Annotated in this window: 19 protein-coding genes; 14 read left to right on the top strand and 5 right to left on the bottom strand. The window is 67.6% G+C overall.

Translation table 11 applies throughout. The features are described from left to right. The first annotated feature begins 184 nt into the window (after window positions 1-184). The 5 genes from ACFOMP_RS04855 to ACFOMP_RS04835 all read left to right on the top strand — a co-directional run bounded on the left by ACFOMP_RS04855 (window position 185) and on the right by ACFOMP_RS04835 (window position 5,423). The gene (locus ACFOMP_RS04855; RefSeq protein ID WP_379028250.1) at window positions 185-1,369 is read left to right on the top strand and encodes an ABC transporter substrate-binding protein; all 1,185 of its coding nucleotides are present in this window, start codon (window positions 185-187) and stop codon (window positions 1,367-1,369) included. 107 nt (window positions 1,370-1,476) lie between these two features. Beyond that, window positions 1,477-2,355, top strand: a complete 879-nt coding sequence (locus tag ACFOMP_RS04850; protein WP_379028248.1) for an ABC transporter ATP-binding protein — start codon at window positions 1,477-1,479, stop codon at window positions 2,353-2,355. Next, window positions 2,355-3,065, top strand: coding sequence for an ABC transporter ATP-binding protein (locus ACFOMP_RS04845; RefSeq protein ID WP_379028246.1), 711 nt, complete (start codon window positions 2,355-2,357; stop codon window positions 3,063-3,065). The genes ACFOMP_RS04850 and ACFOMP_RS04845 overlap by 1 nt, the downstream gene beginning before the upstream one ends. Window positions 3,066-3,067: 2 nt before the next feature. Beyond that, window positions 3,068-4,069 carry a branched-chain amino acid ABC transporter permease gene (locus tag ACFOMP_RS04840; protein WP_379028244.1) on the top strand — a complete coding sequence of 334 codons (1,002 nt, stop codon included), beginning with the start codon at window positions 3,068-3,070 and terminating at the stop codon, window positions 4,067-4,069. A 13-nt stretch (window positions 4,070-4,082) separates the two neighbouring features. Next, window positions 4,083-5,423 (top strand): branched-chain amino acid ABC transporter permease, encoded by a 1,341-nt coding sequence (locus ACFOMP_RS04835; RefSeq protein WP_379028242.1) that lies wholly within the window; start codon window positions 4,083-4,085, stop codon window positions 5,421-5,423. 88 nt (window positions 5,424-5,511) lie between these two features. Here ACFOMP_RS04835 and purN read toward each other — a convergent pair whose 3' ends face one another. Together purN and purM are read right to left on the bottom strand one after the other, a co-directional pair. After that, entirely contained in the window at window positions 5,512-6,108 is a 597-nt protein-coding gene (gene purN, locus ACFOMP_RS04830) for a phosphoribosylglycinamide formyltransferase (protein ID WP_379028240.1), read from the bottom strand. Next, on the bottom strand, window positions 6,105-7,151 hold the full coding sequence (purM, locus tag ACFOMP_RS04825) for a phosphoribosylformylglycinamidine cyclo-ligase (protein ID WP_379028238.1): 1,047 nt from the start codon (window positions 7,149-7,151) through the stop codon (window positions 6,105-6,107). Before purM ends, purN begins: the two co-directional genes overlap by 4 nt. 223 nt (window positions 7,152-7,374) lie before the next feature. Between purM and ACFOMP_RS04820 the strand changes: the two genes are divergently transcribed. Then, window positions 7,375-8,925, top strand: a complete 1,551-nt coding sequence (locus ACFOMP_RS04820) for an SARP family transcriptional regulator (RefSeq protein ID WP_379028236.1) — start codon at window positions 7,375-7,377, stop codon at window positions 8,923-8,925. 44 nt (window positions 8,926-8,969) lie between these two features. Here ACFOMP_RS04820 and ACFOMP_RS04815 read toward each other — a convergent pair whose 3' ends face one another. From ACFOMP_RS04815 to bhcR, 3 genes are all read right to left on the bottom strand, one after another. Then, window positions 8,970-9,659 (bottom strand): pentapeptide repeat-containing protein, encoded by a 690-nt coding sequence (locus ACFOMP_RS04815; RefSeq protein WP_379028234.1) that lies wholly within the window; start codon window positions 9,657-9,659, stop codon window positions 8,970-8,972. An 87-nt stretch (window positions 9,660-9,746) separates the two neighbouring features. Then, the gene (locus tag ACFOMP_RS04810; RefSeq protein WP_379028232.1) at window positions 9,747-11,426 is read right to left on the bottom strand and encodes a DUF6345 domain-containing protein; all 1,680 of its coding nucleotides are present in this window, start codon (window positions 11,424-11,426) and stop codon (window positions 9,747-9,749) included. Between the two features lie 179 nt (window positions 11,427-11,605). Next, complete coding sequence (gene bhcR, locus ACFOMP_RS04805) at window positions 11,606-12,442, bottom strand: HTH-type transcriptional regulator BhcR (protein WP_379028230.1); 837 nt, start codon at window positions 12,440-12,442, stop codon at window positions 11,606-11,608. Between the two features lie 184 nt (window positions 12,443-12,626). Here bhcR and bhcA point away from each other — a divergent pair, with 184 nt between their 5' ends. The 8 genes from bhcA to ACFOMP_RS04765 all read left to right on the top strand — a co-directional run. Then, complete coding sequence (bhcA, locus tag ACFOMP_RS04800) at window positions 12,627-13,817, top strand: L-aspartate--glyoxylate aminotransferase BhcA (RefSeq protein WP_379028228.1); 1,191 nt, start codon at window positions 12,627-12,629, stop codon at window positions 13,815-13,817. Window positions 13,818-13,820: 3 nt separating this feature from the next. Then, window positions 13,821-14,780 carry a beta-hydroxyaspartate dehydratase BhcB gene (gene bhcB, locus ACFOMP_RS04795; RefSeq protein ID WP_379028226.1) on the top strand — a complete coding sequence of 320 codons (960 nt, stop codon included), beginning with the start codon at window positions 13,821-13,823 and terminating at the stop codon, window positions 14,778-14,780. A gap of 22 nt (window positions 14,781-14,802) precedes the next feature. Continuing rightward, a complete protein-coding gene (gene bhcC / locus ACFOMP_RS04790) occupies window positions 14,803-15,966 on the top strand; it encodes a 3-hydroxy-D-aspartate aldolase BhcC (protein WP_379028224.1) in 1,164 nt (387 codons plus the stop codon). Further along, a complete protein-coding gene (gene bhcD / locus ACFOMP_RS04785; RefSeq protein WP_289893705.1) occupies window positions 15,966-16,928 on the top strand; it encodes an iminosuccinate reductase BhcD in 963 nt (320 codons plus the stop codon). Before bhcC ends, bhcD begins: the two co-directional genes overlap by 1 nt. A 36-nt stretch (window positions 16,929-16,964) precedes the next feature. After that, on the top strand, window positions 16,965-18,446 hold the full coding sequence (locus tag ACFOMP_RS04780) for a nucleobase:cation symporter-2 family protein (protein ID WP_379028222.1): 1,482 nt from the start codon (window positions 16,965-16,967) through the stop codon (window positions 18,444-18,446). After that, complete coding sequence (locus tag ACFOMP_RS04775) at window positions 18,446-19,789, top strand: 8-oxoguanine deaminase (RefSeq protein WP_379028220.1); 1,344 nt, start codon at window positions 18,446-18,448, stop codon at window positions 19,787-19,789. Before ACFOMP_RS04780 ends, ACFOMP_RS04775 begins: the two co-directional genes overlap by 1 nt. A gap of 16 nt (window positions 19,790-19,805) precedes the next feature. After that, complete coding sequence (uraH, locus tag ACFOMP_RS04770) at window positions 19,806-20,156, top strand: hydroxyisourate hydrolase (protein WP_019352092.1); 351 nt, start codon at window positions 19,806-19,808, stop codon at window positions 20,154-20,156. A 202-nt stretch (window positions 20,157-20,358) separates the two neighbouring features. Further along, window positions 20,359-20,977, top strand: a 619-nt coding sequence (locus ACFOMP_RS04765) for a urate hydroxylase PuuD (RefSeq protein ID WP_379028256.1), incomplete at its 3' end; no start/stop codon positions are given.

Raw genomic sequence — 20,977 nt, 5'->3', positions numbered from 1 at the left:
ACCGCGCAACCTTCGGCAGCACACCCTATCGGCAAAGGGAAGCCGCCGGCCGGTAGGGGGACGGCAGATGCGCGGCTTCAACCGCGCGATCTGCCGCAATGTGCAGTCTCCAAGCCGCTTTTCTTTTTGACGGCGCGCTTATAACCTGTCTGACAGGACAACGTTCCACTCAGGGAGACTAGGAATGAAAAAGCTTCTTCTTGCCAGTGCCGCCGGAGCCTTGCTTGCCGGCGCCGCAGGTGCCGAGGAGATCAAGATGGGCATCTCGCTGGGCCTGACCGGGCCGCTGGAGTCGATCTCGCCCGCCATGCAGAAGGGCGCGGAGCTGGCGATGAAGGAAGTGAGCGACAGCGGCAAGCTGCTGGACGGCTCGACCGTGACCCCGGTGGTCGCCGACAACACCTGCACCGACGCGGCCGCCTCGGTCGCCGCTGTCACCCGACTGGTCACCGCCGAGGGCGTCAAGGGCGTCATGGGCGGCATGTGCTCGGGCGAGACCATCGCCTCGCTGGAGCAGGTCGGCGTGCCGCAGGGCGTGGTGATGATCTCGCCCTCGGCCACCTCGCCGGCGCTTTCGACCATCGACGACAAGGGCTTCTTCTTCCGCACCTCGCCCTCGGACGCGCGCCAGGGCGAAGTGATGGCCGACATCGTGCTGGAGCGCGGCATCAAGTCGGTGGCAGTGACCTATACCAACAACGATTACGGCAAGGGGCTGGCCGACAGCTTCGCCGAGGCCTTCAAGGCCAAGGGCGGCACCGTGACCGTGGTATCGGCGCATGACGATGGCAAGGCCGACTATTCCGCCGAGGTCGCGGCGCTGGCCGCCGCCGGCGGCGATGCGCTGGTCGTGGCCGGCTATGCCGATCAGGGCGGCTCGGGCGTGATCCAGGGCGCGCTCGACACCGGCGCCTTCGACACCTTCGTGCTGCCCGACGGCATGGTCAACAACGTGCTGGTCGAGAAGTTCGGCGCCCAGCTGGAAACCACGTTCGGCCAGAACCCCTCGGCCGAGGGCGAAGGCCATGACAAGTTCGCCGAACTGGCGAAGGCGGCGGGCTTCGACGGCACCTCGGCCTATGCCGGCGAATCCTATGACGCCGCCTCGCTGATGCTGCTGGCCATGCAGGCCGCCAAATCCTCGGACCCCAAGGTCTACAAGGACAAGGTGATGGAGATCGCCAACGCGCCGGGTGAGAAGATCTATCCGGGCGAGCTGGCCAAGGGGCTGGAGCTGCTCGCGGCCGGCACCGATATCGACTATGTCGGCGCCACCTCGGTCGAGCTGGTCGAGCCGGGCGAAAGCGCCGGCGTCTATCGCGAGGTGGACTTCAAGGGCGGCAAGCTCAACGTGGTCGGCTTCCGCTGAACGGCAGGCTATCGCGAGGGGGTCCGGTGAAATCCGGGCCCCTTCTTCAAAATACAACAATCCCTTAATGGGAAATCTTCATGCAAGGCATGAAGCTGGGGAGCAACATGATTCAGGTCCATGACCTGCACCGACATTTCGGGGGCTTCCGCGCCGTGGACGGCGCCAGCCTGACCATCGAGACCGGCTCGATCACCGGGCTGATCGGCCCGAACGGCGCCGGAAAATCCACCCTTTTCAACGTGATCGCCGGTGTTTTGAAACCGACCGCCGGCCGCGTGACCATGGCGGGCGAGGACATCACCGGCCTGCCGCCGCACGAACTGTTCCACAAGGGCCTGCTGCGCACCTTCCAACTGGCGCATGAGTTTTCCTCGATGACGGTGCGCGAGAACCTGATGATGGTTCCCGGCGGGCAATGCGGCGAAACGCTGGTCAACACCTGGTTCCGTCGCGGCCGCATCCGCGAGGAAGAGCGGGCGTTGCGCAGGAAAGCCGACGAGGTGCTTGAATTCCTGACAATTTCCCATGTCGCCGATGAAAAGGCCGGCAACCTGTCCGGCGGGCAGAAGAAGCTTCTGGAACTGGGCCGCACCATGATGGTGGACGCAAAGGTCGTGTTCCTGGACGAGGTCGGCGCCGGCGTGAACCGCACGCTGCTGGGCACCATCGGCGATGCCATCGTGCGGCTGAACAAGGAGCGCGGCTATACCTTCTGCGTCATCGAGCATGACATGGATTTCATCGGCCGGCTTTGCGATCCGGTGATCGTCATGGCCCAGGGCAAGGTGCTGGCCGAGGGCTCGGCCGACAGCATCATGAAGAACGAGGCCGTGATCGAGGCCTATCTGGGCACCGGCCTGAAGAACAAGGTGGCGGCCGAGGTCGCCGAGGAAAGCGCCTTTGGCGAAAGCCATGGCGCCCAGCCCGGCCTGGGGGCCGAGGCCGGCCAGGGCGGCGATGGCAAGCCGGCGGGGGGGCTGTAATGACGCGACCCTATCTCTCTGCCACCGACATGCGCGGCGGGTATGGCAAGGCCGACATCCTGAACGGCTGCACCCTGACCGTGGACAAGGGCCAGATCGCGGTGATCGTCGGGCCGAACGGCGCCGGCAAATCCACCGCGATGAAGGCGGTTTTCGGCATGCTGAACCTGCGCGAGGGCAGCGTGACCCTGGGCGGCGAGGACATCACCGCGCTGACCCCGCAGGAACGGGTGCGCAAGGGCATGGGCTTCGTGCCCCAGACCCACAACATCTTCCCGACCATGACGGTCGAGGAGAACCTGGAGATGGGCGCCTATATCCGCACCGACGACTATCGCGATACGCTGGCCCAGGTCTATGAACTGTTCCCGGCCGTCGCCGACAAGCGCCGCCAGAACGCCGGCGAGCTGTCGGGCGGCCAGCGCCAGCAGGTCGCGGTCGGCCGGGCGCTGATGACCAAGCCCAGCCTGCTGATGCTGGACGAGCCCACGGCGGGCGTGTCGCCCATCGTCATGGACGAGCTTTTCGACCGCATCATCGAGGTCGCCCGCACCGGCATCTCCATCCTGATGGTCGAGCAGAATGCCCGGCAGGCGCTGGAGATCGCCGATATCGGTTATGTGCTGGTGCAGGGCGCCAACCGTTACACGGACAGCGGACAGGCGCTTCTTGCCGATCCCGAGGTCCGCCGCACCTTTCTGGGGGGCTGACCATGGACATCCTGAACGCCCTGGTGGCCGTGCTGAACTTCGTGGTCATTCCCGCCGCCTCCTACGGCGCGCAGCTGGCGCTTGGCGCGCTGGGGGTGACGCTGATCTATGGCATCCTGCGCTTTTCCAACTTCGCCCATGGCGACACCATGGCCTTCGGCACGGCGCTGGTGATCCTGGTGACCTGGGGGCTGCAGGCCATCGGCATCGACCTGGGTCCGGTGCCGACCGCGCTTCTGGCGCTGCCCATCGGCATCGCGCTGTGTTCGGTCTTCGTGCTGGGCACCGACCGGGTGGTCTATCGGTTCTATCGCCGGAAACGCTCGGCCCCGATCATCCTGGTCATGGCCTCGGTCGGGGTCATGTTCATCATGAACGGGTTGACCCGCCTGGTGATCGGCGTGGACGAGATCCGCTTCGACGACGGCGCCCGCTTCCTGATCACGGTGCAGCAGTTCAAGGCCTGGACCGGGCTCAACGAAGGCTTGGCGCTGCGTGTCAGCCAGGCCATCACGCTGGTCGTCACCGTGCTGGCCTGCTGGGCGCTGTTCCGCTTCCTGAGCCGCTCGCGCGCCGGCAAGGCGATGCGGGCCTATTCCGACAACGAGGATCTGGCGCTGCTCTCCGGCATCGACCCCGAGCGGGTGGTGCGGCTGACCTGGATCATCGCCACGGCGCTGGCGGTGACGGCCGGCACGCTTTACGGGCTCGACAAGAGCTTCAAGGCCTTCAACTATTTCCAGATCCTGCTGCCGATCTTCGCCGCCGCCATCGTGGGGGGGCTGGGCAATCCGCTGGGCGCGGTCGCGGGCGGCTTTATCGTCGCCTTTTCCGAGGTGGCGGTGACCTATCCCTGGAAGAAGATCGCCGCCTATCTGGGCTTCCAGTCCGAGGGCATGTTGCAACTGCTCTCGACCGAATACAAATTCGCGGTCAGCTTCGTGATCCTGATCGTGGTGCTGCTGTTCCGGCCGACCGGCCTGTTCCGTGGCAAAACCATCTGAGGGGGGCTTCATCATGTCGAATACACGTCAAGCCGAAGCCCACAGCGCCTGGCGCGCGCCGGTGCTGTTTCTGGTGCTGGCCGCGCTGTTCCTGGCCGAGGGAACCTTCCGCAACGCGCTGTTCTCGGGCAGTTGGAACACCGCGCTCGGCATCCTGAACATGGGGCTGATCTCGGCCATCATGGCGCTGGGGGTCAACATGCAATGGGGCTATGCCGGCCTGTTCAACGCCGGGGTCGTGGGCTTCCTGGCGCTGGGGGGGCTGGCGCCGGTGCTGGTCTCGACCCCACCGGTGCAGGGTGCCTGGGCGGCGGGCGGGCCGCGGGTGATCCTGGCGCTGGCCGTGGGCCTGGGCACGCTGGTGCTGGCGGCGCAGGTCTGGAGGCGGGTGCCGGGCCGGCTGCGGGTGCTGGCGCTGATCGCCGTGCTGGGCTTCGGCTTCGTGCTCTACCGTTACCTGTTCGATCCGGCCGTCGCCGCGATCGAGGCCAACAATTCCGCCGCGGCGGGCAATATCGGCGGGCTCGGCTGGCCGGTGCTGCTGTCCTGGCCGGTCGGGGCGCTGATGGCGGCGGCCGCGGCCTGGGGCGTCGGCAAGGTGGCGCTGGGGCTGCGCTCGGACTATCTCGCCATCGCCACCCTGGGCATCGGCGAGATCATCGTCGCGGTGATGCGCAACGAGGAATGGCTGTCGCGCGGGGTCAAGAACATGTCGGGCATCCCGCGCCCGGTGCCCTACGAGGTGAACCTGCAGGCCGATCCCGGCTTCGTGGCGCTGGCCGCCGAATGGGGGCTGAGCCCGGGGCTGGCCTCGGGGATCTGGGTCAAGCTGCTTTATGCCGGGCTGTTCACCGCAGTGCTGCTGGCGCTGATCCTGCTGGCCGAGCTGGCGCTGAAATCGCCCTGGGGCCGGATGATGCGCGCCATCCGCGACAACGAGACCGCGGCCGGCGCCATGGGCAAGAACGTCACCCGGCGGCACCTGCAGATCTTCGTCATCGGCAGCGCGGTGATCGGCCTGGCCGGGGCGATGATGGTCACCCTGGACGGGCTGCTGTCGCCCAACAGCTTCAACCCGCTGCGCTATACCTTCCTGATCTGGGTCATGGTGATCGTCGGCGGCTCGGGCAACAACTGGGGCGCGGTGCTGGGCGCGATCCTGATCTGGTTCCTGTGGATCAAGGCCGAGGTCTGGGGCCCCGAGCTGATGCGGCTGATCACCCTGCCGCTGCCCGAAGGCGCGTTCCGCAGCCACATGCTGGGCAGTGCGCCGCATATGCGCTTCATCGCCCTGGGTCTGGTGTTGCTGCTGGTGCTGCGCTTCGCGCCGCGCGGGCTGGTGCCCGAGAAGTAGCACGGAGCTTTTGCAGCGCGGGGGCGTTGCCCCCGCACCCCCAGGGTATTTGGAAAACGGCGAAAGGCGCGGATTGGCGCCTTTATTTTCAGGCCGCGGTCAGGGTGATCGGGGTCTGGTCGCCCTGGGCGAAGCGGCGCAGCACCGCGGGATAGAGCCGGTGCTCCTGCACCAGCACCCGGGCGGCCAGGGTTTCGGCCGTGTCGCCGGGCAGCACCGGGACGCGGGCCTGGCCGAGGATCGGGCCGGCGTCGAGTTCGGGCGTGACCAGGTGGACGGTGGCACCGGCCTCGGCATCGCCGGCATCAATGGCGCGCCGATGCGTGTGCAGGCCGGGATATTTCGGCAGCAGAGATGGGTGGATGTTCAGCATCCGGCCCCGGAAGCGCTGCACGAAACCCGGCGTCAGGATGCGCATGAAGCCGGCGAGGCAGAGGATGTCGGGCTGCGCCGCCAGCAAGGGTTCGAGCAGCGCCGCCTCGAACGCCGGGCGGTCGCCCCGGTAATGGCGATGGTCCACGGCGAAGGTCGGCACGCCCAGGGCCGCGGCCCGGGCCAGGCCCGCGGCCTGCGGGTCGTTCGAGCCGACGATCACCGCGCGGCCCGGGTGGTCGCCGGTCATCGACTCGACCAGCTTCACCATGTTCGAGCCGCCGCCCGAGATCAGGATGGCGACCCGCTTCACCGCAGCCGGCCGCTGTAGCGCACGCCCTCGCCCGGGGTCACATGGCCCAGGCGGACCACCGTCTCGCCCTGTCCCATCAACAGCGTCTCCAGTTCGGCGGCGCGTTCGGCGGCGACGGCCAGGACCATGCCGATGCCGGCGTTGAAGGTCTTGAGCATCTCGGCCTCGGCGATGCCGCCGGCCTCGGCCAGCCAGTCAAAGACCGGCGGCAGGCTGAAACTGTCCAGATCGACCTCGGCGCCGAGTCCCTTGGGCAGGACGCGGGGCAGGTTCTCGGTGATGCCGCCGCCGGTGATATGCGCTGCGGCATGCACGCCGCCGGCCCGGATCGCCGCCAGCACCGGCTTGACATAGAGCCGGGTCGGCACCAGCAGCGCCTGGCCCAGCGTGCCGCTGCCGAAAGGCGCGGGCGAATCCCAGCCGAGGCCGGCATGGTCGGCGACCTTGCGCACCAGCGAGAAGCCGTTGGAATGCACGCCGTCCGAGGCAAGGCCCAGCAGCACGTCGCCATCCGTCACCCCGGCCGGCAGGGCGGCGCCGCGTTCCATCGCACCGACGGCGAAGCCGGCAAGGTCGAAATCGCCCCGCGCATACATGCCCGGCATCTCGGCCGTCTCGCCGCCGATCAGGGCGCAGCCGGAGCGCCGGCAGCCCTCGGCAATGCCGGCGATGACGCGGGCGGCCTCATCGACCGACAGTTTGCCGGTGGCGAAATAGTCGAGGAAGAACAGCGGTTCGGCGCCTTGGCAGACCAGATCGTTCACGCACATCGCCACCAGGTCGATGCCCAGCCCGTCGAGTTCGCCCGTGTCGATGCCGATGCGCAGCTTGGTGCCGACGCCATCGGTCGCCGCCACCAGCACCGGATCCTGATAGCCGGCGGCGCGCGGATCGAAAAGCGCGCCGAAGCCGCCCAGGCCCTCCATCACACCCGGACGCCGGGTTGCGGCGGCGGCAGGCTTGATCCTTTCGACCAGCGCATTGCCCGCGTCGATATCCACTCCGGCCTCGGCATAGGACAGGCCGCTATTGCGCTCGGTCATCTTGGGGTCCCCTTTGCTTTGACGCCCCGATAGCGCAGGCGGGGCAAACAGGCAATGATCGGCTGCGATCCGGCGGCGTTTCCCGCGAACGCGGTGCCGGTCCCTGCCCCGCCATCCGGCGACGCGTGTTTCTGTTGTTTCGCGGGAGGTTGAGCAATAATGGTTAATAATCGACCAACCCGAAGCCAAGCGGCGAGTCGTCATGCCTGCTACGCTGAGTCTGATGGGTTCTGTGCGCCTGCGTGGCGCGACTGGTAACGAGTTGACGCCGCGCAGCCAGAAAGCGCGTGGTGCCCTGACCTTGCTTGGCACGGCGCCGGATCTGCGACTGAGCCGGGCGCGGCTGCAAGACCTGCTGTGGAGCGAGCGTGGCAAGCAGCAGGGCTCGGACAGCCTGCGGCAGATGCTGCGCGAGCTGCGCGGCCGGATGGGAGACGAAAGAGACATATTGCTGACCGGCGTGGGCTGGGTCGGGCTTGATCCCGACCGGCTGCGCATCGACCTGACGCCGGTCTATGACGCTGGCGGCACGCCGTTGGAATTCGCCGCCGACATCGACATTCCCGACCCGGAGTTTGAAACCTGGCTGCGCGACATGCGGCTGCGGCTGATGCCGGAATGCGACGGGCCGCGGTTGCGCCCGGAAGGTGGCACCCTGCTGCGTCCCGCCGCCGAGCCGCTGCCGAGCGGCTATGTCGTGGCGCTGGACCCGGTCGAAAGCAATGACAGCCGCGCGCATGTGATCGGCGAAATGATCGTGAACGAGGCTGCCGCCCGCGCCTGCGAGATGATCCCGGCGATGCTGGCCGACCGGATCGACACCGCCCCGCAATTGGGCACCCAGATCGTGGCGCTGTGCTATTCGGCTGGCATCGACTGTTCGCTGATGGTGGTGATGCGCGACCTGCCCAGCGGCCGGCGCGGCTGGACCCGGCGCTTCACCATCCGCGCCGCGGACGAGACCGCGACCATGCGCCATGCGGTGGCGCAGATCACCGTGGCGCTGCTGGACCGGGCCCGGCGCACCGCCTCGGCGAAATGGCTGACCTTTCCGATCTGGGACGTGTTCAGCTATTCGCGCGAGCGGCTGGAGGCGGCCGACCGGGTGCTGGCCGAGCTGCCGCCCGAGCGGCAGAGCGCGGTCGGGCTGGCGCTGCGCTCCTATCTGCGCAACACGCTGATCCTTGAGCGGCTGACCGAGGATCCGGGGCGCTGCTCGGACGAGGCCGAGGATCTCGCCCGCCGCGCGCGCGAGCTGGCACCGAACAACCCGGTGGTGCTGGCGGTGGCCTCGCTTTCGGCCTCGTGGCGGCGGGATGCGGTGGGGGCCTTGGAACTGGCACAGGCCGCCTGCCGCAACGACCCCGACAACGAATTGGCCTGCCACGCCCTGTCGCAGGCGCTGACCGAGGTGGGCCGCGACCAGGAGGCGCTGGAGGCGGCCGAGCGCGGCGCGCGCGGGGCGCTGGCGGTGCTGGGTCCGGCCTGCTGGCTGATGCGCCGGGCGCAGGTGCTGGTGCGGCTGGGTCGGCTGGGCGATGCCGAGAATTCCGCCGCCGCCGCCTTTGCCTTCGCGCCGGACAACCGCCCTTCGCTGCGCTTCCTGGCGGCGCTGCGCTATCATCGCGGCGACGAGGCCGGGGCGGCGGATGCGCTGCGGCATCTGCGCCGCATCGAGCCGGACTTCACCCTGGAGTTGATGGCGCATCCCGATTATCCGGTGAAGACCCTGCGCATGGCCGGGCTGATGGAAATCACCCGCTCGGGACTCTGACGCATTGCGGCGGGGCCCCGGGGCCGGGCCGCGATCGGGGGCGCTCAGGGCACGACCAGCAGCTCGACCGAGACCGGCGGCCGGTCGTCGCCACGAACCAGCACCAGCCGGGCGCGGCCGGGCGCCACGGCGAGAAAGGTCAGGATGCGGATGGCCTCGGACGAGGGCTCGCAGGGTTCCGGCCCGGACAGGATCGGCTCGCCTTCCAGCCGGGCGACGATCTCGGGCCGCGCCGGGGCGTCGGGCGGGGTCTGCAGATGCATCTCCAGCCGGTCCCCGCAGCGCAGCGAGACCAGCGTGGCCAGATGCCCCTCGTGCAGGATGCAGGTGGTGGCGCGCTCGCGCTGGTCCGGATAGCGCAAGGGCGGCGCGCTGATCGCCAGGGCGCGCTGCATGGCATCCAGCCAGGCGCCGCGCAGCCGCGCCCCGGTCAGGTCGGCGCGCTCAAGCACCGCATCGCGCAGGTCCGCCCCGGTCAGGTCGGCAAGGCCCAGGCTGGCACCGGCCAGGTTCGCCTTGTGAAACCGCGCGCCCACCGCCCGCACCGACCAGAGGCTGGCGCCCGAAAGCTGGGCATTGGTCAGGTCGGCTTCGGTCAGGTCGGCATAGGACAGATCCGCCCCCACCAGGGTCATTCCCGACAGATCCAGCCCGGTCAGATCCGAGCCGGCCAGGTGCAGGGATCCCATCGTCGCGATGCGCCGGACGATCTCGGCCCGGGTAAACTCCGCCATCCCATCCTCTTTAACCAACCCGATCGGCCGGGCCGCCCATGAATTGCGCCCGGAGGCGGCTGCCTCCGCCTCCGGGCTACCGGATCCTCAGTCACCCAGGTCAGACTGGATCCAGTAACGCTTGCGGAAACCGCGCACGCATTCGATCTCGATGCCCTGCCGGGCAACGAGTCGCATGGTGTTGCTGCGGATTCCGTATCCGATTTCGGTGCTGCCCGGCAGGATGCGCAGGGTCAGCGGCGCCGCGCCGCGCGCCGCCAGGTCGCGCATCAGCCGGGCGGAACGCTGGGCCAGGGCCTGCTGGATCGACAGCGGCTGCGGCGCGGGCGGGCCCTCGGCCAGCGCCGGCGGCGGCGGATCGTCGGGCTGGCCGTCGCGATGGGCACGGGCCGGCTGCCGCTCGGCAATCCGGCGCAGGGTGGATTCGATGCGCAACACCGTGCCGTCCGGCCGCATCGCCAGCCGCAGGCTGCCGGCATCCGGGGTCAGCACCGGGATGCCGTCAAGCGCCTGGCGGAATTGCACGATGATCTCGTCCAGGCTTTCCACCGGCGCATCGGGCTGCTGGCGCAGGCTGGCGGTGGCAGACATCGCCAGGCTGATGCGGTCGAACAGCAATTCGCTGCCCGGCTGCAGGAAGCCGTAGCGGCGAAGCGCGCTGCGGGCGCGGCCCAGGATCGCCCGGCGCTGCAGCGGTGCGCGGACCTGGCCGCCGGGGGTGGCGGGCTCCAGCTCCAGCAGGATGCGGCCGTCGATCCGCCGCTGGAAACGGGTGCGGCCGTGGCGGACCGCCAGCGCGCCCTCGGCCTGACGATGCAGCAGCGCCGGATCGAAACCGATGCGCGACAGCACCTCGGCGGCCAGGCCCAGATCCTCGGAAACCGGCACCAGCCGCGCGGCCGAGAACGCCGCCGGCGGCTGCAGCAGCACCGGCTCGCGCTGGTAAAGCGCCGCCGGCATGTGCCAGCGCCAGGCCCACCATTCGGTCGAGGCCCGCGCGACGCGGAAGCGCCGCTCGCCGAACAGCGTGGCCAGCGCCTCGTCGCGGCTTTCGCCGCAGGCGCAGGCCACCGGGCTCTGGTCATGCGCGACATCCCAGGCGCCATCCAGCCAGGATTGGGAAAAGGACTTGCCCATCCGCCAATGCTGCCAGAAGTTCTGGCCGTAGCGGCCGGAATCCCAGCAGATCGAATCGAAGCCGAAGATCATCCGCAGCCCGCCATTCGCCCGCCCCCAGCCGCGCAGCGGATCGTGGTCGGGGCCGACCTGCAACGACTGGCTGGTGGACCAGAACAGATAGCGCAGCGCGTCATCGCCGAACCGCATCCGCTCCGCGCTCAGGCAGGCATCGGTTCCGGTCCACTGCGCGCCCAGCGGCAGATGGAACAGGCCGCGATCATCCGCGCGGCCATGGCCGGCATGATAGAACACCCGCACCGAATCCATGTCGCGGCCCGGCGCATGCCGCATCTCGGCGCGGTCATACAGCCAGGACTTCACCGCGGCGTCGCGGCGCCAGTAATCCGGGGTGGCGAAACGGTCCACCGCGTCCAGAAAGCCGCCGGCATCGCGATGCGCGGCGTGCAGCGCCCCGGCGGCGCGATAGGTCTCGACGCTGCAGGCACCATAGACATGGCTGGGCGTTTCGCAGGCATCCGGTATCCCGCTGGCCAGGGCTTCGGCGGGATCTTGCGGTCCGTTTTCCTGCAACACCCGCCGCTCGCGCTGCTCGCGCGCCAGGCCGAAATCGGGACCGTGATCTTCCATGCCAAGGCTCCTTGCGGGACACGCGCCTGATCCCGAAAGGATAGAGTCGCGGACTTCGGCGCTCAGGCTAGGCCGGCCGGTGTGAACTGGATGTGAATCCGTGTCCGGGGCGGCCCGCCATGGAGATTCCCGGGATTTTCATTGTTTTTTAAGAATTTCAGCCTCGATCCTGCAATGGATCACGATTCTTTCGGTTCCTTGCGCGCCGCCATGCCGAAAGAGAGCTCACGCGCCGCCGCGATCACCGCATCGGATATGGCCGCCAGCCGCGCATCCGACATGCGCAGGGTCGGGCCCGAGACCGAAATGCCCGCCGCCGCCTCGCCGGCCAGGTCGAAGATCGGCGCGGCGATGCAGCGCATGCCGGGCGTCCGCTCCTCGTTGTCCAGCGAATAGCCGCGGGCGCGGATCTGCCCGAGATCCTCCAGCAGCGCCTGCGGATCGGTCAGGGTCATGTCGGTGAAGCGCTCCAGCCGCATTTCTCGCAGCATCCGCTTCAGGTCCGTGGGCCGGGCATGGGCCAGCAGCGCCTTGCCGATCCCCGAGGCATGCAGGGCCGAACGGGTGCCGGGCGGGAAGAAGGCGCGGATCGTCTCATGCGTCTCGGCCTGGCTCAGGAACAGCACGGCGTCGCCGTTCAGGATGCCCAGGTTCGCCGTCTCGCCCGTCACCTCCATCAATTGGCGCAGCAGCGGCCGCGCCCGCTCGACCAGACCCGAGCGGCGCATGAAAGCCGAGCCGTGGCGGAAAGCCGTCGGGCCGACATGCCAGGCCTGGCTCTGGCTGTCGCTTTCCGCCACGCCGCGCGCCGCCAGCGTCACCAGAACCCGGTGCACGGTCGACGGCGCCATGTCCAGCCGCTGCGCGATCTCGGTCAGGGTCAAACCGTTCGACATGGCGATCAGGTCGAGGATGTCCAGGGCCCGGTCCAGCGCCCGGATGCCGCCCGAATCCTCGGCGCCAAGGCCGCCGGCACGACCCCTGGGTCGGCCCCTTTTGCGGATCTGAACCGACATTCAATTTTTCCTTCCTATAATATTTACAGATTGTTGAAAATCATGTTTGCGGTTTGGAAAACGACAAGCCTCTGTTTCCTCGTCACTTTATACCATTTTTCCACGATTGCGAAATGTTTTTCAGAAAAATTGCCCGAATGGACAGCAAGGCCTAGGCTGGGTGACAAGCGCAGGAGGAATTGCCATGACCAGCCAGAACCCGATCTTCATTCCCGGCCCGACCAACATCCCCGAGGAGATGCGCAAGGCCGTCGACATGCCGACCATCGACCACCGCTCGCCGGTGTTCGGCCGCATGCTGCACCCGGCGCTCGAGGGGGTGAAGAAAGTCCTCAAGACCACGCAGGCGCAGGTGTTCCTGTTCCCTTCGACCGGCACTGGCGGCTGGGAAACCGCGATCACCAACACGCTGTCGCCCGGCGACAAGGTGCTCGCGGCCCGCAACGGCATGTTCAGCCACCGCTGGATCGACATGTGCCAGCGCCACGGCCTCGACGTCACCTATGTCGAGACGCCCTGGGGCGAAGGCATCCCGGCCGACCGGTTCGAGGAGATCCTGACCGCCGACAAGGGTCACGAGATCCGCGCCGTTCTGGCCACGCATAACGAGACCGCGACCGGCGTCAAATCCGACATCGCCGCCATCCGCCGTGCGCTGGACAATGCCAAGCACCCGGCGCTGCTGTTCGTCGACGGCGTTTCCTCGATCGGTTCGATGGATTTCCGCATGGACGAATGGGGCGTCGACATCGCCGTCACCGGCAGCCAGAAGGGCTTCATGCTGCCGCCGGGCCTGGCCATCACCGGCTTTTCGGAGAAGGCGATGGAGGCGGTCGAGACCGCCCGCCTGCCGCGCACCTTCTTCGACATCCGCGACATGGCGACCGGCTATGCCCGCAACGGCTATCCCTACACGCCGCCGGTCGGTTTGATCAACGGCCTGAACGTCAGCTGCGAGCGGCTGCTGTCCGAGGGGCTGGAGAACGTGTTCGCCCGCCACAACCGCATCGCCTCCGGCGTGCGCGCCGCGGTCGAGGCCTGGGGGCTGAAGCTCTGCGCCGTCCGCCCCGAGCTTTACTCGGATAGCGTCAGCGCCATCCGCGTGCCCGAGGGTTTCGACGCCAACCTGATCGTCAGCCACGCGCTGGAGACCTATGACATGGCCTTCGGCACCGGCCTGGGCGAAGTCGCGGGCAAGGTGTTCCGCATCGGCCACCTGGGCAGCCTGACCGACGCCATGGCGCTGTCGGGGATCGCCACGGCCGAGATGGTGATGGCCGATCTGGGCCTGCCGATCCGGCTGGGTTCGGGCGTCGCCGCCGCGCAGGAACACTATCGCCAGTCCACGGCCGCGGCGTTGAAAAAGGCCGCCTGAGGGATGAAGGACGCCATGTATATCCCGACCTATCAGGACATGCTGGACGCGCATGAGCGCATCAAGCCGCATATCCGGCGCACGCCGATCCGCACCTCGGATTACCTGAACGAGCTTGCCGGCGCGCAGCTGTTCTTCAAATGCGAGAATTTCCAGGAGCCGGGGGCCTTCAAGGTCCGCGGCGCCACCAACGCGGTCTTCGGCCTTGACGAGGCGCAGGCGGCCAAGGGCGTCGCCACGCACAGCTCGGGCAACCATGCCTCGTGCCTCAGCTACGCGGCCATGCTGCGCGGCATCCCCTGCAACGTGGTCATGCCCCGCACCGCGCCGCAGGCGAAAAAGGACACCGTGCGCCGCTATGGCGGCAGGATCACCGAATGCGAGCCCTCGACCAGCTCGCGCGAGGAAACCTTCGCCAAGGTGCAGGCCGAGACGGGCGGCGATTTCGTCCATCCCTATAACGACCCGCGCGTGATCGCCGGCCAGGGCACCTGCGCCCGCGAGGTGATGGAGCAGACCGACGGGCTCGACATGATGGTCGCGCCGATCGGCGGCGGCGGCATGATCTCGGGCACCTGCCTGACGCTTTCGACGCTGGCGCCCGAGGTCAAGGTGATCGCCGCCGAGCCCGAGCAGGCCGACGACGCCTATCGCAGCTTCAAGGCCGGCCACATCATCGCCGACGATGCCCCGAAGACCATCGCCGACGGCCTGCTGGTGCCGCTGAAGGATCTGACCTGGCATTTCGTCAGGAACCACGTCCATGAGATCTATACCGCCTCGGATGCCGAGATCGTCGATGCGATGAAGCTGATCTGGAAACACCTGCGCATCGTGATGGAGCCCTCGAGCGCCGTGCCGCTGGCCACCATCCTGAAGAACCCCGACGCCTTCGCCGGCAAGCGCGTCGGCATCATCGTCACCGGCGGCAATGTCGATCTCGACAAGCTGCCCTGGAACTGAATTCGAATTTGAGGAGAGCGCCATGAACGCGAAAACGGATTTCTCCGGCTACGAGGTCGGCTACGACATCCCCGCCCTGCCCGGCATGGACGAGGCCGAGATCCAGACGCCCTGCCTGATCCTCGACCTGGACGCGCTGGAGCGCAATATCCGGAAGATGGGCGACTATGCCAAGGCGCATGGCATGCGCCACCGCAGCCACGGCAAGATGCACAAGTCGGTGGACGTGCAGAAGCTGCAGGAATCGCTGGGCGGCGCCGTCGGCGTCTGCTGCCAGAAGGTGTCCGAGGCCGAGGTCTTTGCCCGTGGCGGCATCAAGGACGTGCTGGTCACCAACGAGGTGCGCGAGCCGGCCAAGATCGACCGCCTGGCCCGGCTGCCCAAGCTGGGCGCGACCGTGACGGTCTGCGTCGATGATGTGGCCAACATTGCCGATCTCTCGGCCGCGGCGCAGCGCCATGGCACCGAACTGGGCATCTTCGTCGAGATCGACTGCGGCGCCGGGCGCTGCGGCGTGACCACCAAGGAAGCCGTGGTCGAGATCGCCAAGGCCACTGCCGCCGCGCCGAACCTGACCTTCAAGGGCATCCAGGCCTATCAGGGCGCCATGCAGCACATGGACAGCTTCGCCGACCGCAAGGCCAAGCTGGACGCCGCCATCGCGCAGGTGCAGGACGCCGTCGATGCGCTGGACGCGGCCGGCCTCTCGCCCGAATTCGTTTCTGGCGGCGGCACCGGCTCCTATTACTTCGAGAGCAATTCGGGCGTCTACAACGAGCTGCAATGCGGCTCCTACGCCTTCATGGATGCCGATTACGGCCGCATCCACGATGCCGAGGGCAAGCGCATCGACGCCGGCGAATGGGAGAACGCGCTGTTCATCCTGACCTCGGTGATGTCGCACGCCAAGCCGCATCTGGCGGTGGTCGATGCCGGGCTCAAGGCGCAGTCGGTCGATAGCGGCCTGCCCTTCGTCTATGGCCGCGACGATGTGAAATACATCAAGTGCAGCGACGAGCATGGCGTGGTCGAGGACAAGGACGGCGTCTTGAAAGTCAACGACAAGCTGCGGCTGGTGCCGGGCCATTGCGACCCGACCTGCAACGTGCACGACTGGTATGTCGGCGTCCGGAACGGCAAGGTCGAGACGGTTTGGCCGGTCTCGGCGCGCGGAAAGGCCTATTGATGTTCGTCGTCGCGGAAAAGGAAATCGCGGGTCTGATGACCCCGGAGGCGGCCTTCGAGGCCATCGAGGCGGTTTTCGCCTCGATGGCCCGGCGCAAGGCCTATAACTTCCCGGTGGTGCGCGAGGCCATCGGCCACGAGGACGCGCTCTACGGCTTCAAGGGCGGCTTCGACGCCTCGGCGCTGGTGCTGGGGCTGAAGGCCGGCGGCTACTGGCCGAACAACCAGAAGCATGGGCTGATCAACCACCAGTCCACCGTCTTTCTGTTCGACCCGGATACCGGCCGCGTCTCGGCGGCCATCGGCGGCAACCTGCTGACGGCGTTGCGCACTGCGGCGGCCTCGGCGGTGTCGATCAAGTATCTGGCGCCGAAAGGCGCGCGGGTGCTGGGCATGATCGGCGCCGGCCATCAATCCGCCTTCCAGATGCGGGCGGCGGCCAATGTGCACCGGTTCGAGAAGGTCATCGGCTGGAACCCGCATCCCGAGATGCTGGGCCGGCTGGCCGAGACCGCGGCCGATCTGGGCCTGCCCTTCGAGGCGGTCGAGCTGGACCGGCTGGGCGCCGAGGCCGACGTGATCATCTCGATCACCTCGGCCTTCTCGCCGCTGCTCATGAACGAGCATGTCAAGGGCCCGACGCATATCGCGGCCATGGGCACCGACACCAAGGGCAAGCAGGAACTGGACCCGGCGCTGGTCGCGCGCGCCCGCGTCTTCACCGACGAGGTCGCGCAGTCGGTCAGCATCGGCGAATGCCAGCATGCCATCGCCGCGGGCCTGATCCGCGAGGATCAGGTCGGCGAACTCGGCGCGGTGGTGGCGGGCGACGACCCGGGCCGCGCCGATGCCGAAGTCACGCTGTTCGACGGCACCGGCGTCGGACTGCAGGATCTGGCCGTCGCGCAAAAGGTCCTCGAGATCGCAAAACAGAAAGGACTGGCGCACGAAGTCGAGATCTAAAAAGTAACGTCCTGAAACTAGGGAGGTATAGGACGAATGCAAGCCATCGACACCAGCCCCGGATTCGACCCGGTCGAGGAGCGCATCGCCGCGCCTCGACTGCTGGCCCTGGGCTTCCAGCATGTGCTGGTCATGTATGCCGGCGCCATCGCGGTGCCGCTGATCGTCGGCCGCGCCCTGCAGCTTTCGCCGCAGGACGTGGCCTTCCTGATTTCCGCCGACCTGTTCGTCTGCGGCATCGTCACCATCATCCAGAGCTTCGGCGCCACGCAATGGTTCGGCATCAAGCTGCCGGTGATGATGGGCGTCACCTTCGCGGCCGTGGGGCCCATGGTCGCCATCGCCTCGGCGAATCCCGGACAGGAGGGCGCGCGGATGATGTTCGGCGCCATCATGGCCGCCGGGCTGATCTCGATCTTCTTCGCGCCGCTGGTCAGCCGGCTGCTGCGCTTCTTCCCCAGCGTCGTCACCGGCACGGTGATCCTGGTGATCGGCGTCAGCCTGATGCCGGTGGGCATCAACTGGATCTTCGGCCTGCCGGTCGGTCCGACCGCGCCCAAGCTGGTCGATCCCGCCGCCCAGGCCTGGCTCGACGGGGCCATCGCAGCCGGCGGCGTGCCCGAGGGCGTCAAGCTGATGCCGACCCTTGCCAATCCCGAATACGCCTCGCTGCCGCGCATCCTGATCGGCATCACCGTGCTGGCGGCGATCCTGCTGATCGCGCGCTATGCGAAAGGCTTCGTGGCCAATATCGCCGTGCTTCTGGGCATCGTCATCGGCGGGCTGCTGGCCGCGACGCTTGGCATGATGCATTTCGACGGCATCGCCGAGGCCGCCTGGTTCGCACCGATCAAGCCCCTGCATTTCGGCATGCCGATCTTTGACCCGGTGATGATCCTGACCATGCTGCTGGTCATGTTCGTGACCATGATCGAATCGACCGGCATGTTCCTGGCGCTTTCCGACATCTGCGGCCGCCGCATGACGCCCAAGGCGCTGTCGGCCGGGCTGCGCGTCGATGGTCTGGGCACCGCCATCGGCGGGCTGTTCAACACCTTCCCCTATACCTCCTTCAGCCAGAATGTCGGGCTGGTGGGCGTGACCGGCGTGCGCTCGCGCTTCGTCTGCGTGGCCGGCGGCGCGATCATGATCGTGCTGGGCCTGATCCCCAAGATGGGCGCGCTGGTCGAGTCGCTGCCGACCACGGTGCTGGGCGGCGCGGGCCTGGTGATGTTCGGCATGGTCGCCGCGACCGGCATCCGCATCCTGTCGACGGTGGATTTCAAGGGCAACAAGCACAACCTGTTCATCGTCGCCGTCTCGCTGGGCCTCGGCATGGTGCCGATGATCGCCCCCGACTTCAACCAGTGGCTGCCGCATTCGCTGCATACGCTGATCCATTCCGGCATTCTGCTGGCCGCGCTGGCCGCCGTCGGGCTGAACTGGTTCTTCAACGGCGCCCCGCATGCCTCGGACGAGGAAATCGCCGCGGCCGCCCATGCAGCGGAGGCACATTGATGACCAAACGCCTGCTCATTCGCGGCGCCGAGGTGGTCGTGACCATGGACGGCGCCCGGCGCGAGATCGCGGGCGGCGACGTGCTGATCGACGGCGGAGTGATCTCCGCCGTCGGCACCGGCCTAAGGGCCGAGGGTGCCGAAGTGGTCGAGGCGCGGGGCTGCGTCGTCACCCCCGGGCTGGTCAACACCCATCACCACCTGTTCCAGACCCTGACCCGGGCGGTCCCGGCGGCGCAGGACGCGGCGCTGTTCGGCTGGCTGCGCACGCTTTATCCGATCTGGGGCCGCATGACCCCCGACGACATCCACCTGTCCACCCGGATCGGTCTGGCCGAACTGGCGCTGTCGGGCTGCACCTGCTCGTCGGATCACCTGTATCTGTTTCCGAACGGATCGCGGCTCGACGACAGCATCGAGGCGGCCGCGGAAATCGGCATCCGCTTCACCGCCACCCGCGGCGCCATGTCGATCGGCGAGTCGAAAGGCGGCCTGCCCCCCGACGCGCTGGTCGAGGATGAGACCGCGATCCTCAAGGACAGCGAGCGCCTGGTCGCCGCCTTCCACGACCCCGGCCCCGGCGCCATGGTGCAGGTCGGCCTCGCGCCCTGCTCGCCCTTCTCGGTCAGCCGGGAACTCATGCGCGACGCGGCGATCCTCGCCCGCGAAAAGGGTGTGCGCCTGCACACCCACCTGGCCGAGAATGACGAGGACATCGCCTATTCGCTGGAAAATTTCGGCATGCTCCCCGGCGATTACGCCGAAAGCCTGGGCTGGACGGGCGAGGATGTCTGGCACGCGCATTGCGTGAAACTGTCCGAGAAGGAAATCGACCTCTTCGCCCGCACCGGCACCGGGGTCGCGCATTGCCCCTGCTCGAACGCCCGGCTCGCCTCGGGCATCGCCCCGGTGCGCCGGATGCGCGATGCCGGCGTGCCGGTCGGCCTCGGCGTCGACGGCTCGGCCAGCAACGACTGCAGCCACCTGGGGCTCGAGGCGCGGCAGGCCATGCTGGTCGCGCGGCTCAAGGACGGCCCGGCGGCGCTTGGCGCCCGCGAGGCGCTGGAAATCGCCACGCTCGGCGGCGCCCGGGTGCTGGGCCGCAGCGACATCGGCGCGCTGGAGCCCGGAAAACGCGCCGACCTGGTGCTTTGGGACGTCTCGGAACTGGCCGCTGCCGGTCAATGGGATCCGGTCGCAGCACTGGTCTTCTGCGCACCGATCCGGCCACGCGCGGTCTATGTCGAGGGCCGCGCCGTGGTGCAGGATCACCACCTGCTGACCGCCGACCCGAATCGCTTGAACGAACAGGCCCGCGCCGCCATCGCCCGGCTCGCGGATTGACAAGGAAAGGAAGACAATGTCCGGCTATCTGACCACCCATGTGCTCGACACCGCCAACGGCAGGCCCGCAGAAGGCATGCGGATCGAACTCTACCGCCTCGATCCCGAGCGCCGGCTGATCGCCGAGACCGTCACCAACCACGACGGCCGCACCGACAAGCCCATCCTGCCCGAGACGGAATTCCGGACCGGCGAATACGAACTGATCTTCCATGTCGGCGCCTGGCTCGACGGCATCGGCCATCAGGCGGCAAAGCCCCGTTTTCTCGACCAGGTGCCGCTACGCTTCGGCATGTCCGAACAGGACCATTACCACGTCCCGCTGCTGATCTCGCCCTATGGGTTCTCGACCTATCGCGGCAGCTGAGCCGCGGGCCTTTTCGCCGTTTTCCAAATACCCTGGGGGTGAAAGGCCCCCGGGGCCTGAGGGGGCAAAGCCCCCTCTTTTCATTTCCGCCAGGCCCGGCGAAGGATTTTCAACGCGCCGTTAAGACAGCAAGGGGAAATGCGTGAATACTCGCAACCCCGCGAAGCGGCTAGTCTTTCGCCAGCTAGACAGGAGACAAAGTATGTCCGATTTCGCCGTCATCTGGGATTGGCTGGCCTTTGCCATCCGCTGGACGCATGTCGTCACCGCCATCTGCTGGATCGGCTCGTCCTTCTATTTCGTCGCCCTCGACCTGGGTCTGCGCAAGGTGCCTGGCCTGCCGGCGGGAGCGCATGGCGAGGAGTGGCAGGTCCATGGCGGCGGCTTCTACCACATCCAGAAATACCTGGTCGCGCCCGAGCGCATGCCCGAGCATCTGATCTGGTTCAAATGGGAAAGCTACATGACCTGGATCTCGGGGGCGGCGCTCCTGATGGTCACCTATTGGGTCGGGTCCGAGCTGTTCCTGATCGACCCCGCCAAGATGGAGCTGGCGCCCTGGCAGGCGATCCTGATCTCGGCCGGTTCGCTGTCGATCGGCTGGCTGGTCTACACGAACCTGTGCAAGTCGAAGCTGGGCGAGACCCCGACCCTGCTGATGCTGCTGTTGTTCGTGCTGCTGATGGCGATGGGCTGGGGCTACAACCAGGTCTTCACCGGCCGCGCCACCATGCTGCATCTGGGCGCCTTCACCGCCACGATCATGACGGCGAACGTGTTCTTCATCATCATGCCGAACCAGCGCATCGTCGTCGCCGATC

It is taken from the genome of Paracoccus simplex (genome assembly GCF_042648325.1).
GTDB lineage: Bacteria > Pseudomonadota > Alphaproteobacteria > Rhodobacterales > Rhodobacteraceae > Paracoccus > Paracoccus simplex.
This window is presented reverse-complemented; position numbering and strand designations above follow the sequence as displayed.

Coding starts and splice junctions, on each gene's coding strand:
- bhcA (WP_379028228.1), top strand. CDS start 12,627: ATGACCAGCCAGAACCCGATCTTCATTCCCGGCCCGACCAACATCCCC.
- purM (WP_379028238.1), bottom strand. CDS start 7,151: ATGACCGAGCGCAATAGCGGCCTGTCCTATGCCGAGGCCGGAGTGGAT.
- bhcC (WP_379028224.1), top strand. CDS start 14,803: ATGAACGCGAAAACGGATTTCTCCGGCTACGAGGTCGGCTACGACATC.
- bhcR (WP_379028230.1), bottom strand. CDS start 12,442: ATGTCGGTTCAGATCCGCAAAAGGGGCCGACCCAGGGGTCGTGCCGGC.
- ACFOMP_RS04775 (WP_379028220.1), top strand. CDS start 18,446: ATGACCAAACGCCTGCTCATTCGCGGCGCCGAGGTGGTCGTGACCATG.
- ACFOMP_RS04835 (WP_379028242.1), top strand. CDS start 4,083: ATGTCGAATACACGTCAAGCCGAAGCCCACAGCGCCTGGCGCGCGCCG.
- ACFOMP_RS04820 (WP_379028236.1), top strand. CDS start 7,375: ATGGGTTCTGTGCGCCTGCGTGGCGCGACTGGTAACGAGTTGACGCCG.
- ACFOMP_RS04815 (WP_379028234.1), bottom strand. CDS start 9,659: ATGGCGGAGTTTACCCGGGCCGAGATCGTCCGGCGCATCGCGACGATG.
- ACFOMP_RS04850 (WP_379028248.1), top strand. CDS start 1,477: ATGATTCAGGTCCATGACCTGCACCGACATTTCGGGGGCTTCCGCGCC.
- ACFOMP_RS04810 (WP_379028232.1), bottom strand. CDS start 11,426: ATGGAAGATCACGGTCCCGATTTCGGCCTGGCGCGCGAGCAGCGCGAG.
- ACFOMP_RS04855 (WP_379028250.1), top strand. CDS start 185: ATGAAAAAGCTTCTTCTTGCCAGTGCCGCCGGAGCCTTGCTTGCCGGC.
- bhcD (WP_289893705.1), top strand. CDS start 15,966: ATGTTCGTCGTCGCGGAAAAGGAAATCGCGGGTCTGATGACCCCGGAG.
- bhcB (WP_379028226.1), top strand. CDS start 13,821: ATGAAGGACGCCATGTATATCCCGACCTATCAGGACATGCTGGACGCG.
- ACFOMP_RS04840 (WP_379028244.1), top strand. CDS start 3,068: ATGGACATCCTGAACGCCCTGGTGGCCGTGCTGAACTTCGTGGTCATT.
- uraH (WP_019352092.1), top strand. CDS start 19,806: ATGTCCGGCTATCTGACCACCCATGTGCTCGACACCGCCAACGGCAGG.
- ACFOMP_RS04780 (WP_379028222.1), top strand. CDS start 16,965: ATGCAAGCCATCGACACCAGCCCCGGATTCGACCCGGTCGAGGAGCGC.
- ACFOMP_RS04845 (WP_379028246.1), top strand. CDS start 2,355: ATGACGCGACCCTATCTCTCTGCCACCGACATGCGCGGCGGGTATGGC.